The following is a 12552-nucleotide window of genomic DNA, read 5'->3' on the forward strand; positions in this document are numbered from 1 at the left end:
GCAACCGAAACCCGAGACGACATGAGTGAACCCGACGTGATCCTGCCGCGGGAACTGACCGACCTACCCGACGAGGTCCGCAATATCCCGCCGCCGCCTGCCCAACCCGAAGTGCCCGAACCATACGCATTCCGGCTGGCCGATCCCGATGCCGATGCCGACATGATCGCCGAATGGATGCGCCGGCCCCACCTGGCCGAAGCATGGGAGTACGTGTGGCCGGTGTCGCGGTGGCAGCGCTACCTGCGTGCCCAGCTCGACAGCAGCTATTCGCGACCGATGATCGGCAGCATTGACGGACAAGACCATGCCTACGTCGAACTCTATTGGGCAGCGAAGGATTCCATCGCTACCCGATACGAGTGGGCTCCTTATGATCTGGGCATCCACGCCGGCATGGCCGACCCGGAAGTCACGAACAAGGGAATCGCCCAATTCGTGTTGCCGCACTTGGTGGCCAGTATGCTCAACGCCGAACCGCGATGTCGGCGAGTCATGTTCGATCCGGACTACCGAAACAAGATAGCGCGCAGGTTCTGTGAGCGCGCCGGCTGTGTATTTCTCGGCGAACACGACATGGCGAATCGCCGGATGGCGCTGTATGCATTGCCCCGGACACCCGACGACGTACCCCGGGCTAAAGAATCGTGATTGCCGCTACGCGAGTTCTAGTGGTGTGTCCTGGCTATCGGCCGGCCGGTAACCGATGTGCGGCCGCTGAGTGCCAACCTCCGAGCGCAGGGAATCCCAGCTACCCCGCACCGGGCCGTCATGGCGCGGTATCGAGTGTGCGGTGGCGGCTTTGAGTGTGCCTGTAGGGCAGCAACATTCGCGATCGGACGTCCCTGACGGCACAGTCGGCGCCACCAATGCCCACTCGGCGCCGCGGCTCAGTCGTTACCCGGCGGCCGGCGTCCGAGGCATGACATAGGGCCGCGGCGTGACCCGCAGCACCCCGCTGACACCATTGCCACCGCCGGCGTTGGCCAGTTGGCCCAGCGGCAACCCACCGAGCATGGGCGCGGGTCCGGATTCGGCAGCGCTCGCCACACCGGCCAACGGCAATGCCCGGGCCGCCGGGAGGACCGCCTGATTCGCCGCCGCCCAGCCTTGCGGCACCGACAACGAGCCGATCGATAGCGCCCGGCCCAAACCCGCCGCGACCCCGGAACCACCGATCCCGGGGGTACCCAACCCGCTTCCCAACGACCCCATGGCCCTGGCCCCCGATTCGACCGCGGATTCAACAGCCTTGGCGGCCGCCGGAGCCATACCCTTGAACAGCGAACTTGCCGTGTTGGTCATCGACATGCCCGAGCTGAGCATCGAAACGTGATTGTTGAGCATCGACACGATGTTGCTGAGCGGCGACAGATGCGGCGAAATCGCCTTCCAGAGCTCACCCGCTGCTGTGAAGGGTGTGATGCTTTGCGTGGGCTCGGCGAGTTGTTGCAGCGCCTGCGGCACCGCGGAGATCAGCTGATTCGCCGCGGCGGTATCGGTGGCCTCCTCGACCGCCGCGGCCTGCTGCACCAGCCCGCCGGCATTGGTGATCTCCGGGGCCTCGTCGAACGGCGTCAGCGTCTCCGTCGCAATGGCCGCCGAAGCCGCATAGCCATACATCGCGGCGGCGTCCTGCGCCCACATTTCGCCGTACTCGGCCTCGGTAACCGCGATCGCCGGGGTGTTCTGCCCGAAAAGGTTGGTCGCGATCAGCGTCAGCAGCTGGATACGGTTTTCGGCGATCACCGCCGGCGGCACCGTCGTGGCAAAGGCCGACTCGTAGGCCGTCGCCGCCGTGCGGACCTGGTCAGCGGTCAGTTCGGCCTGCGCTGCGGTGATACCCAGCCACGTCACGTATGGCGATGCGGCCGCGGCCATCAAGCCTGCCGACGAACCCCGCCACGGCCCGACCAACAACCCCCGGATCACCGACTGAACTGCGGACGCAGCGTTGTACAAATCGATAGCCACGCCATCCCAAACCTGCGCAGCGGCCAGAAGCGAGCCCAAACCCGGACCGGTGTACATCCTGGCGGAGTTGATCTCCGGCGGCAAAGCTCCGAAATCCATCTTCAGTCCTATTCTCCGCAACGCCGGCGGTTACTGGGCGGCCGCAGCGTTGGCGGCTTCCGTGGCGGCATACGAACCGGCGCTCGCGGCAAGAGTGGCCACCAACTGATCATGAATCGCGGCGGCCCTCGCGCTCACCGCCTGATAGGTGGCGGCATGCGCCGCGAACTGCACTGCGACCAGTGCCGAGACCTCGTCGGCGGCGGGGGGCAACACACCCGTCGTCGAAGCCGCGGCAGCGGCATTGCCGGCGCTCAGTGCCGCACCGACCGACCCGAGATTGGCGGCTGCGGCCGCCAAGGCGTCTGGTTGTGCCGTCAGGAAGGACATGCGGTTACCTCCTCGAGAGGGCGGGCACTCGCCCGGCAATGCAGGTTGGTCGTCGGGTCACCGGTGGCCCAAGCTATCCGCCACGGGTCGGGCCGGCGGTGATGAACTGGCGCTGATGATGGCGAACACGCAACGACGGCAACAGGTTAATCTCACCCGAACCGGCCGGCCGGAGGTGCAAAATGCACCGACGGGCCGGGCCAGCGGTGAAATCTTCCCAATGGGACCCGGCCGCAGGTGCAAAATGCACCGTGGGTATACAGCGCGGCACTTTGTCCCGGGCCCGGCCGCCGGCTCATCGTGGGTCGGCTTTTGCACTGCGCCGCAACCCGTTCCAAACCGGGATACTTGATGAGCCCGGTACTTTCTGCGGAGCCACGCCAATCGAGCCGTAGCCGAGATATATTCAGCCTGAATTGAGCGGATCGGCGCCGCCCTAACCGGTTTTGGTTGCCGGATACCGTTTGCTTCCCGACGAGCATAACTGTCGATCCCGTCGGCCGGCCACCACAACGGCCTTCCCGGCCCACGCGGTCAACTGGTTTCGCGCCCGCGCAACCAGCGGCTTCGCGAATCCGCAACTGCGGCCGCGGCGGTTACCACATCGGCGGCAGACGGACAAGGCACTGCCTCCGTGAATCCGAGAGGGCAAGGACGGCAAAAGCTTAAGTCCCCCCAGACAGCGGAAATCGATCACCTGTGGCACCAACTGCCGATCCTAGAATCAGCGCGTGGTACGGCAACGACCCTCGCCGCGAATACGTGAGCTCATCCGAGAAGGGGCCCGGATCGCCCTCAACCCCGGCCCGGAATGGATCGCGGAGCTGGATCGTGCCACCGTCGCGGCTAACCCGGCCATCGCCGATGATCCTGTCCTGGCCAAGGTTGTCCAAAAGGCCAACCGCGCCAACCTGGTGCACTGGGCGGCCGCCACTATGCGCGACCCCGGCGCGCCGGTGCCGCCCAACCTTGGTGCGGAGCCGCTTCGCATGGCCCGGGACCTGGTGCGCCGGGGCCTGGACACCTTGGCGCACGACGTCTATCGAACCGGGGAATACATCGCCTGGCGGCTGTGGCTGCACATCGCGTTCGGCCTGACCGCCGATCCTGCGGAGCTGCGCGAGCTTCTCGACGTTTCCGCCCGGTCGATCAACGACTTCATCGAGGCCACACTTGCCGGCATCGCCACCCAAATCCAGCTCGAGCACCACGAACTCAACCGTGGCAGCCATGCCGAGCGCCTCGAGGTGGTCGGGCTCCTTCTCGAGGGCGCCCCGATCAGCCGGGAGCGCGCCGAGGCTCGGCTTGGCTACCCATTGAATCGGGCGCACACGGCAGCCATCGTCTGGAGCGACGAGATCGACGGCGGCCAAGGCGAGCTGGATCGTGCCGCCGACGCGTTCAGCCACGCTGTGGGCTATGCGCAACAGCTCACCGTGGTAGCCAGTGCGGCCACCCGCTGGGTGTGGCTGGCCGACGCCGCCGTCCTCGACATCGCTGCGGTTGAGCGGGCGCTGGACAACATTGCCGGGGCACGCATCGCCATTGGAACCACCGCAACCGGGACCGGAGCGTTCCGGCGCAGCCACTTCGAGGCGCTGACCACGCAGCGCACCCTGATGCGACTGCGGTCCGGCCAGCGGGTGGCATTCTTCTCCGACGTGCAGATGGTCGCTCTGGTCACCCAAAACCCACAAGCTGCAAGCGAATTCATTTCCAGCACGCTCGGGGACCTGGAATCGGCAAGCCCGGAGCTGCAGACGACACTGCTGACATTTATCAACGAGCAGTGCAACGCCTCCCGCGCCGCCAAGCGCCTCTACACTCATCGCAACACCTTGCTGCGCCGAATCGAGTCCGCTCAACGACTCCTGCCGCGGCCACTCGGCCGCACCTCCGTCGAGGTCGCCGTCGCCCTCGAAGCCCTGAGGTGGCGCGGCAGCAACGTCGGCAATATCCCCTCACCCGCTCGTCGCGGCGGCGGCGTGCCGGCTTAGCCAATTCGAGGCAATTCGAGCCGATTCGAGCTGATTCAGCCTTCCGACAGCAATTGCTTCTTGAGTACCTTGCCCAGCGCATTGCGCGGCAGCGACTCCACGATCCGCACCTCACGTGGGCGCTTGTGGACCGAAAGCTGCTGAGCGACAAACTGAATCAAGTCATCCGGGTTGGCTGAGCCGACGACGTAGGCAACGATGCGCTGGCCGAGGTCCGCGTCGGGGAACCCGACGACCGCGACCTCCGCCACATCCGGATGCCCCAGCAGCACCGTCTCGATTTCGCCTGCGCCGATGCGGAATCCGCCCGACTTGATCAAGTCGACCGACTCGCGCCCCACGATCCGGTGCATGCCGCCGTAATCGACGACCGCGACGTCACCGGTGCGATACCAACCATCGGCGTCGAAGGCCTCAGCAGTGGCATCCGGTCGATTCAGGTAGCCCTCGAACATCGTTGGGCTCTGAACCTGCAGCCTGCCAACGGTTTCGCCGTCATGCGGGACCGGGTCACCGTTGTCGTCGACCAGCCGGGTCTGCACGCCGGCCAACGGCAGGCCTACCCAGCCGGGGCGACGTTCGCCGTCGGCCCGAGTCGACACGGTGATCAATGATTCCGAGGCGCCGTAGCGTTCGATGGGCCGGTGCCCGCTGACCGCGGCCAGCTTGTCGAAAACCGGCACCGGCAGAGCCGCGCTGCCGGACACCAACAGCCGCGCCGGTTTGAGCGCCTTGGCGGCAGCCTGGTCGGCCGCCACCCGCGACCACACCGTCGGCACCCCGAAATACAGGGTGCCGCCCGCTGCGGCGTAGCCCGCCGGCGTCGGTTTTCCGGTGTGCACGAACCGATTTCCGACCCGCAGCGAGCCGAGCAGACCGAGGACCAGGCCGTGGACGTGATACATCGGCAACCCGTGCACCAAAACATCATCGGCGGTCCACTGCCAGGCGTCGGCCAGCGCGTCGAGGTCGGCGGCGATCGCGCGCCGGCTCAACTGCACGCCCTTGGGCGGGCCGGTGGTGCCCGAAGTGTAGACCACCATCGCGACGGCATCGGGTGACGGCTCGGGATAACGGTGCCAGGACCGGGCGCGTAACCGGACCGGAATGTGCGGTAGCCCTTCGGTTTCGTCGGGTACCGTTCCCAGCCACGCCTGCGCGCCGGAGTCGGTCAGCATATGCCGGCGCTCGGCCACCCCGACGTCGGACGGTACCGGGACGACTTGCACGCCGGCGATCAGACAGCCGGTGACGGCGAGCACGGTGGCGGCGGTCGGCGTGGCCAGCACCGCGACCCGGTGCGCGCCCGCGACCCGCTCGGCCACCGAGGTTGCGGCGCCGACCAGGTCACTGCGACTGAGCGTGACACCGTCGATGCTGACCGCGTCTGCGATGTCGGCGGCGGACAGGTCAGTGGGGTTCAGCGAGGCCAGCAGCACCTGAGCAGGCTACCCAGACCCGTCGGCGGCCGCAGCGACGGTCTCCGAAGATCCGGGAAACAGCGGCCGCAGCAGCGCCGGAGCACGGAACGGGGCCCAGCTGTCCCGCGGTTGCGCCAGCCGGTCGGCGATGGCCCACACCGTCGCCGGATGGTGTCCATAACCGATGTGGCTGGCCAGTACCGCGATGTTCTCGCTTCGCGGCGACGGCGGATTGATGCATGTCTGCCATGCGACCATGCCGTCGAAGCGCGAGTAGATCGCCGTCGTGGGGACCGGCATGGGTTCGGCTTCGGACTTCAACGGCAGCACGTGCTGTTCGGAGTGCAGGTGGGCGTAGCGCTTGAAGCTGGGGGTCGCGCGCGTCTGGGCTTCGTCCTCCATGCGAAACGGGCTGCCGAGGGTGATCACCTGACGCACCGCCGCCGGGTGACGGCGAGCCAGCGCACGCGCGAAGATGCCGCCCAGACTCCAGCCGATCAGGGTGAGCGGAACGTCGTAGCGGGCGTCCAGCTCCTCGAGGCGCAGTTCCATTCCGCGCACCGCTTCGGGCGTGGGGCCGATGTTACGGCCCAGGCCCCAGCCGTGGGCCCGATACCCGAGGCGGCGCAGCAGCCGCCGCAGCGTCCAGGTGGAACCGTCCCCGGCCAGCAGGCCGGGCAGCACCAGCACCGGATCCCCGTCACCGACCGGCAGCATCCGGTGCAGCGGCAGCACGCTGACCAACTGCCCGTACTCGGCCACCGCACGCGGGATGTCGGTGAGGTAGAGCGCCAATGGCGGGGCACTGACGGGTTTGGTCGTGGACATCGGTCAGCCCTCCTCGTCCCAGACCTTCATCATGGTCGCCAAGATCTCCTCGCCGCGGCCGAGACCGGCGAGGTGGCTTTCTCCTGGAAGGTGGAACAGCTCGGCGTTGGGCAGGCGCGAAACGACGTGCTCTCCGTGGGAGAACGGGATGATGTGGTCGTGATCGCCGTGCCACCAACGGACCGGGACCGTCACCTCCTCGAGCCGGAATCCCCAGTCCCGAGCGAAAACGATGACGTCGGCGAACGGAGCGGCCAGTTGTTTGCGGCTGCCGTTGAGCAGGTCGTCGAGAAACATCGCCTTGAACTCGGGACGGGCCAGCAGATGCCGGTCGGCCTGGGGTGAGAGCAGCGCGTACACGTCCAGTGCCGGGGACGCGACCGGCCGGGCCGCTCGGATCAGCAGGCTGGCGGACAGCCGCAGCGGGCTACCGCCCAGCCTGAGCAACGGCGCGACCCGCACACCAAGGTTCATCACGCCGCCACTGATCGCGTCGGGACCGTGCGTCGGTGCGACGCCACCAAGTACGCCCGCCGCCACTACCTTGTCGGGCAGCCCGGCGGCGCACGCCAGCGTGTAGGGTCCGCCGCCGGACAGGCCGACGACGGCCATCTTCTCGATGCCCAGGGTGTCGGAGATGGTCCGCATGTCGTCGGCGAACGCCGAAATGGTCTCGTACTGGTGCGGGGTCGACGAGCCGATCCCGGGGCGGTCGACGCCGATCAGCCGGACGTTGTGGTGTTCGGCATAGACCCGGGCCTCGGTCGGGATCTGCCGGCGGGCACCGGGGGTGCCGTGCAGCCAGAAAACCGCACGTCCCTGCGGGGCGCCGAACTCGGCGAAACCGATTTGGCGGTCTTCGCCGACGGCGATGTTTCCTTCAATCTTGGGGCGGGCAATTGCGACGACCATCCCGAGAGCTTCGCATGTGAGTTTGCCCGTGACAATCTGGGAGGGGTCCGTGATCGGCGGCTTTCGCGGCGCCCCGTCAGGCGGGCATCCCGATCGCCTTGGGCTCCATGTACTGGTGCAGGCCGGCGATTCCGCCGCCCTCGCGACCCAGGCCGCTCTGCTTGAAACCGCCGAACGGCGCGTCGCCCGGACCGAAACCGTTCACCGCGATCTGGCCGGTGCGGATGCGGCGAGCGACCCCGACGGCGCGTTCGGCGTCGGCGCCCCACACCGCGCCGGACAGGCCGTACTGCGAGTTGTTGGCGATCGCGACCGCCTCGTCGTCGTCGCGGTAACGCAAGACGGTCAACACCGGCCCGAAGACTTCCTCCTGCGCAATGGTCGCGTCCGGGGTCGAGCCGGTCAGGATCGTCGGCTCGTAGTAGAAGCCCGTTCCCAGCGCCGGCGGGCGCCGGCCCCCGGTGGCCAGGGTGGCCCCGTCGCCGAGCGCCCGGGAGACCAGACCCTCGACTCGCTGCCGTTGTTGCTCGCTGATCAGCGGGCCCATCTGGACCTCCGGATCGGCGGGATCGCCGACCTTCACCTGACGCGCCAGCGCCACCAGCCGGTCGACGACGTCGTCGTGCATCGCGTCGGGCAGCAGCAGCCGGCTCTGCAGGATGCACGCCTGGCCGGCATGCAACAGGCAGGAGTCGAACAGCATTCGCTGCAGCAACTCGTCGGTCAGCGCGGCGTCGTCGAGCACGATGCTCGCCGACTTGCCGCCGCACTCCAACAGGACCCGCTTCATGGTGCCGGCCGCGGCGGCCATCACCTCCCGCCCGACCGCCGAACTGCCGGTGAAGCTGACCATGTCGATCCGCGGGTCGACGGCCAGCAGCTTGCTGGCCTCGATACTGCCGGGAGTGACGACATTGACCACCCCGGGCGGCATGTCGGTGTGCTCGTCGATCGTCTTGGCCAGCGCCAACCCGGCCAGCGGGGTCAGCGGCGACGGCTTGAGCACGACGGTGTTGCCGGCAGCCAGGGCCCGGCTGAGCTTCATGACGTTGAGGCTGTGCGGGAAGTTCCACGGCGTCAGGATGGAGACGACACCCAGCGGCTCGTGACACAGCACGGTGGCACCGGCGCCGACCGATCCGATCGGCTCCTCGCGCAGCGTGGTGGCGAGTTGGCCGGCGCGCTGCACGATGAAGGACGCGCTGTCGATCTGGATTGATCGCTCATTGGTCGTGCAGCCCCATTCGGCCTGGGCGAGCGCGAAGAACTCGTCCGCGTGTTCGTTCAGCGCCTCGCCGAGCTGAGTCAGGCAGGCGGCGCGTTGCTGGTGGCTCATCGCCGGCCAGGGGCCTTCGTCGAACGCGCGACGGGCGGCCCCGATCGCCTCGGCGACCTGGCCGACGCTGGCGTCCGGCGCGGTGGCGATCGTCGCGCCGGTGGATGGCGAGATGTCGTCGTAGCGGCCGTTGTGCGGTTCCACCCAGCGTCCGCCGATATAGAGCTGGTAGGCCTCGACAAGAGGTAATTCAGCCATCTGCATCCCCACACCGGATATCGGTCATATCAACACCTGGTGTACACCGGTCGCAGTTCGGAGTCAACGAGTGCCAGCCCGAATTACAGGCAATTTCAGGCATATTGACAAGCAACGTGGTACACGAGTAGACACAATTGGCGAACATCTTTCGTCGATGTGTCGGATCCGATGGTTTTCTGATCGATCTGCGACTGGAGGGCGCGTGCCGTCAGCCGAGTTCCGCGCCAAGCTGCGGGCTCTCGTCGGGCAGCACACCGGTGGTACCGGAACCCCTTTGGTGGCGCCGGATCCGGTCAATCAACCGATGATTCGGCACTGGGCGCATGCGCTCGACGACATGAACCCGGTGTATCTGGATCCGGAGTTCGCGGCCACGTCGAGGTTCGGCGGCATCGTATCACCGCCGGTCATGCTGCAGACGTGGACAATGCCGGCGCCGAAGCTGGCGGGGATCCGGGAGCGGGGCGGAGCCCCGACCGAAATCACTTCCAATCCAACGGCATTTCTCGACGAGGCCGGCTACACCAGCACGGTGGCGGTGAACTCGGAGTTCGAGATCGAACGTTATCCGCGCCTGGGCGACGTGATCAGTGCGATGGCGGTGTACGAGGACGTCTCCGACGAAAAGGAGACCGCGCTGGGCACCGGCTTCTTCCTCACCTGGGTGACGACCTACGTCGACCAGCATTCAGAGGTGTTGGGCCGCCAACGGTTCCGGGTTCTGCGATTCAGGCCGAAGCGCTGATGGCGACCCGGCCTGCACCGGCAACCAGCCCGGACACCGAATTCTTTTGGCGCGGATTGCGTGAGCGCAAACTACTGATCCAGCGCTGCAACGGATGCACAGCGCTGCGTCATCCGCCACGCCCCATGTGTCCCGGGTGCCGCTCCCTGGACTGGACGGCTGTCGAGTCGTCGGGCCGCGGCACCGTCTACAGCTACGTGATACCCCACCAGCCGCGGTTTCCCTTCTTCGATTACCCCTACATCGTCGTGCTGGTGGAACTGGCCGAAGGGGTGCGGCTGGTGTCCAATCTGTGTGAGATCGATCCGGCTGACGTCGTAGTCGGGATGCCGGTCGAGGTGTACTACCAGACCTTCGAAAACAACCTGGTGCTGCACCAATTCCGGCCCCGCGCCCCAGCCTCGGGAGGATCTCGATGACCGCGATCAGTACTTTGAGATGGGCCGACGTGGCCGTCGGCGACGAGCTGACTCCGCTCGAGATCCCGGTCACCGCAACGGTTATCGTCGCCGGCGCGATCGCGTCGCGGGACTTCATGCCGGTGCATCACGACCGTGACTACGCCAACAAGCAGGGTTCGCCCAACCTGTTCATGAACATCCTGACCACCAACGGGTTGTGCGTCCGTTTCCTCACCGACTGGGCCGGGCCCGAGGCGATGGTCAAGAAGCTCTCGATTCGCCTTGGCGTACCGTGCTTTCCGGACGACCCGCTGCGCTTCACCGGCAGTGTGACGGGCAAGTCGGCCGGCTCGGGTGGCGAGAACTTCGTCGAAGTGACGTTCCAGGCCGCCAACTGCCTGGGCAAGCACGTGTCCGGCACCGCGATCCTCAGCCTGCTCGACAAGGCAGGTGCATGACCGGCTCGCTGGCCGGTGCCGCGGCCATAGCGGGAATCGGCCAGACCGAGTTCTCCAAGGAGTCCGGCCGCAGCGAGCTGCAATTGACGTGCGAGGCGGTGCGCGCCGCACTCGACGACGCCGGTGTGGCGCCCGGCGACGTCGACGGCATGGTCACCTTCACCATGGACGCCAGCGATGAGATCGCCGTCGCGCGCAACCTCGGAATCGGCGACCTCAACTTCTTCAGCCGGGTGCCGCACGGCGGCGGCGCGGCAGCCGCAACGGTGGTCCACGCGGCAATGGCGATAGCCACGGCTGTGGCCGACATCGTGGTGTGCTACCGCGCGTTCAACGAGCGTTCCGGCATGCGGTTCGGCGGCAGCGGGCGCACCAGCAGCGAAACTCCGCTGTTCATGGCGCATTACGCGCCATTCGGGTTGCTCACTCCGGCAGCGTGGGTCGCGCTGCACGCCCAGCGCTACATGTCGGCCTACGGCGCCACCAACGAACACTTCGGCGCGATCGCCGTCGTCGACCGTGCCCATGCGGCCCGCAACCCCGATGCGTGGTTCTATCAGCGTCCGATCACGTTGGCAGACCACCAGAATTCGCGCTGGATCGTCGAACCCGTGCTGCGACTGCTGGACTGCTGCCAGGAAAGCGACGGCGGTGTGGCACTGGTGGTGACCAGCGCTGACCGAGCCCGGGATCTACGGCAGCCGCCGGCGGTGATCACCGCGGCCACCCAGGGCGCCGCCGCCGAGGGTGAGATGATGACCAGCTATTACCGCGAGGACATCACCGGCCTGCCGGAGCTGGCAGTGGTGGCCCGGCGGCTCTGGCGGGATTCGGGTCTCAAGCCCGCCGACATCCAAACCGCCTTCCTTTACGACCATTTCACGCCCTTTGTGTTCGTTCAGCTCGAGGAGCTCGGCTTCTGCGGGCGCGGTGAGGCGAAGGACTTCGCCACCGTCGAGAACCTGTCGCTGGGCGGGGTGCTGCCGATCAACACCAACGGCGGTCTGCTGGGCGAGGCCTACATCCACGGCATGAACGGCATCACCGAGGCGGTTCGTCAGGTGCGCGGCACCTCCTGCAACCAGGTCGACGGCGTCGAACATGTCGTGGTCACGTCGGGAACCGGGGTGCCGACCAGCGGCCTGATTCTTGAGCCGGGCAGGTGAGCGCGTGACGACGCGAGCTTCTGCGGTGATCCAGGCGGGTGATACGCGCGAGCTCATCATCGGGGCGGCATACGTCTGTTTCCGCGAGCACGGACTGCAGAAGGCGACCATTGTCGACATCGCCAGGTCGGCGAAGGTATCCCGCAGCACCGTCTACGAGTACTTCCCGGACAAGGCCGCCCTTGTCGAGGCCTGTGCCGAACATGCTTCCCACCAGTTCTACCGCGAAATGGCCCAGGCCATGAGCCGGGTGAGCCCCTTGGAGGAAAAGCTTTGCCGCGCAGCGGTATTTGTGACTCGGGCGCGCCGGGCGATCACGTCGGCTACGTATGTCGATGAAGACGCGATCAACCTGTTGCTGACCAAGGACGCTGCCGAGCTGCTGCGCGAAAGTGTCGACTTCTTCGCGCCCTACCTCACTGCGGCCAAGCTCACCGGCGAGGTACGCAAGGACCTCGATGTCGAGGCCGCCGGGGAGTGGTTCGCCCGCATCCTGTTCTCGTTGTTCACCACGCCATCGCCGATCCGCAATCTGGACGACCCCGATGCCCCCGAAGCCGTGGCCGATTTCGTGCGTGCGCATGTGGTACGGGGTTTCCGCGATGACCGGCCGCAGTCTGCCCGCGCGGCGTCGAAGCTGCGCTGAGTGTGCAACTGGCGGCGTCGAGTGGGTGGTTGCGGCGT

The 12552-nt window shown here is 66.9% G+C and carries 13 protein-coding genes; 7 read left to right on the forward strand and 6 right to left on the reverse strand.

The window, feature by feature from the left end; translation table 11 throughout:
- The first annotated feature begins 21 nt into the window (after positions 1 to 21).
- A complete protein-coding gene (locus tag EET10_RS20955; RefSeq protein WP_063467011.1) occupies positions 22 to 651 on the forward strand; it encodes a GNAT family N-acetyltransferase in 630 nt (209 codons plus the stop codon).
- Between the two features lie 246 nt (positions 652 to 897).
- On the opposite strand, the gene EET10_RS20960 is transcribed toward EET10_RS20955, so the two are convergent.
- Both EET10_RS20960 and EET10_RS20965 read right to left on the reverse strand, forming a co-directional pair.
- The gene (locus tag EET10_RS20960) at positions 898 to 2073 is read right to left on the reverse strand and encodes a PPE family protein (RefSeq protein ID WP_036400572.1); all 1176 of its coding nucleotides are present in this window, start codon (positions 2071 to 2073) and stop codon (positions 898 to 900) included.
- Between the two features lie 30 nt (positions 2074 to 2103).
- Positions 2104 to 2403: a PE family protein gene (locus tag EET10_RS20965; protein ID WP_036400575.1), complete on the reverse strand. Its 300-nt coding sequence runs from the start codon at positions 2401 to 2403 to the stop codon at positions 2104 to 2106.
- Positions 2404 to 3134: 731 nt separating this feature from the next.
- Between EET10_RS20965 and EET10_RS20970 the strand changes: the two genes are divergently transcribed.
- Positions 3135 to 4400 (forward strand): Rv1453 family transcriptional regulator, encoded by a 1266-nt coding sequence (locus EET10_RS20970; protein ID WP_036400578.1) that lies wholly within the window; start codon positions 3135 to 3137, stop codon positions 4398 to 4400.
- Between the two features lie 35 nt (positions 4401 to 4435).
- On the opposite strand, the gene EET10_RS20975 is transcribed toward EET10_RS20970, so the two are convergent.
- From EET10_RS20975 to EET10_RS20990, 4 genes are all read right to left on the reverse strand, one after another.
- On the reverse strand, positions 4436 to 5839 hold the full coding sequence (locus tag EET10_RS20975) for an acyl-CoA synthetase (RefSeq protein ID WP_122502465.1): 1404 nt from the start codon (positions 5837 to 5839) through the stop codon (positions 4436 to 4438).
- A 9-nt stretch (positions 5840 to 5848) separates the two neighbouring features.
- Entirely contained in the window at positions 5849 to 6649 is an 801-nt protein-coding gene (locus EET10_RS20980; protein ID WP_051490326.1) for an esterase/lipase family protein, read from the reverse strand.
- A 3-nt stretch (positions 6650 to 6652) separates the two neighbouring features.
- A complete protein-coding gene (locus EET10_RS20985) occupies positions 6653 to 7561 on the reverse strand; it encodes an alpha/beta fold hydrolase (RefSeq protein WP_036400583.1) in 909 nt (302 codons plus the stop codon).
- Positions 7562 to 7637: 76 nt separating this feature from the next.
- On the reverse strand, positions 7638 to 9095 hold the full coding sequence (locus tag EET10_RS20990; protein WP_063467044.1) for an aldehyde dehydrogenase family protein: 1458 nt from the start codon (positions 9093 to 9095) through the stop codon (positions 7638 to 7640).
- Positions 9096 to 9300: 205 nt separating this feature from the next.
- Between EET10_RS20990 and EET10_RS20995 the strand changes: the two genes are divergently transcribed.
- Genes EET10_RS20995 through EET10_RS21015 form a run of 5 tightly spaced genes read left to right on the forward strand, consistent with a single transcriptional unit; the run spans position 9301 to position 12514 of the window.
- Positions 9301 to 9843 carry an FAS1-like dehydratase domain-containing protein gene (locus EET10_RS20995; RefSeq protein WP_036400586.1) on the forward strand — a complete coding sequence of 181 codons (543 nt, stop codon included), beginning with the start codon at positions 9301 to 9303 and terminating at the stop codon, positions 9841 to 9843.
- Positions 9843 to 10262, forward strand: a complete 420-nt coding sequence (locus EET10_RS21000; RefSeq protein ID WP_036400588.1) for a Zn-ribbon domain-containing OB-fold protein — start codon at positions 9843 to 9845, stop codon at positions 10260 to 10262. Before EET10_RS20995 ends, EET10_RS21000 begins: the two co-directional genes overlap by 1 nt.
- Positions 10259 to 10702 carry a MaoC family dehydratase gene (locus EET10_RS21005; RefSeq protein WP_036400591.1) on the forward strand — a complete coding sequence of 148 codons (444 nt, stop codon included), beginning with the start codon at positions 10259 to 10261 and terminating at the stop codon, positions 10700 to 10702. Before EET10_RS21000 ends, EET10_RS21005 begins: the two co-directional genes overlap by 4 nt.
- Entirely contained in the window at positions 10699 to 11868 is a 1170-nt protein-coding gene (locus EET10_RS21010) for a lipid-transfer protein (RefSeq protein ID WP_036400592.1), read from the forward strand. The genes EET10_RS21005 and EET10_RS21010 overlap by 4 nt, the downstream gene beginning before the upstream one ends.
- Before the next feature lie 4 nt (positions 11869 to 11872).
- Positions 11873 to 12514: a TetR/AcrR family transcriptional regulator gene (locus EET10_RS21015; protein WP_036400593.1), complete on the forward strand. Its 642-nt coding sequence runs from the start codon at positions 11873 to 11875 to the stop codon at positions 12512 to 12514.
- Positions 12515 to 12552: the final 38 nt, after the last annotated feature.

Source organism: Mycobacterium pseudokansasii (assembly GCF_900566075.1).
Taxonomy (GTDB): Bacteria; Actinomycetota; Actinomycetes; order Mycobacteriales; family Mycobacteriaceae; genus Mycobacterium; species Mycobacterium pseudokansasii.

Excerpts from the sequence above, each read along its gene's own strand:
- EET10_RS20955 (WP_063467011.1), top strand. The coding sequence starts at position 22 with ATGAGTGAACCCGACGTGATCCTGCCGCGGGAACTGACCGACCTACCC.
- EET10_RS20960 (WP_036400572.1), bottom strand. The coding sequence starts at position 2,073 with ATGGATTTCGGAGCTTTGCCGCCGGAGATCAACTCCGCCAGGATGTAC.
- EET10_RS20965 (WP_036400575.1), bottom strand. The coding sequence starts at position 2,403 with ATGTCCTTCCTGACGGCACAACCAGACGCCTTGGCGGCCGCAGCCGCC.
- EET10_RS20980 (WP_051490326.1), bottom strand. The coding sequence starts at position 6,649 with ATGTCCACGACCAAACCCGTCAGTGCCCCGCCATTGGCGCTCTACCTC.
- EET10_RS20985 (WP_036400583.1), bottom strand. The coding sequence starts at position 7,561 with ATGGTCGTCGCAATTGCCCGCCCCAAGATTGAAGGAAACATCGCCGTC.
- EET10_RS20990 (WP_063467044.1), bottom strand. The coding sequence starts at position 9,095 with ATGGCTGAATTACCTCTTGTCGAGGCCTACCAGCTCTATATCGGCGGA.
- EET10_RS21000 (WP_036400588.1), top strand. The coding sequence starts at position 9,843 with ATGGCGACCCGGCCTGCACCGGCAACCAGCCCGGACACCGAATTCTTT.
- EET10_RS21005 (WP_036400591.1), top strand. The coding sequence starts at position 10,259 with ATGACCGCGATCAGTACTTTGAGATGGGCCGACGTGGCCGTCGGCGAC.
- EET10_RS21010 (WP_036400592.1), top strand. The coding sequence starts at position 10,699 with ATGACCGGCTCGCTGGCCGGTGCCGCGGCCATAGCGGGAATCGGCCAG.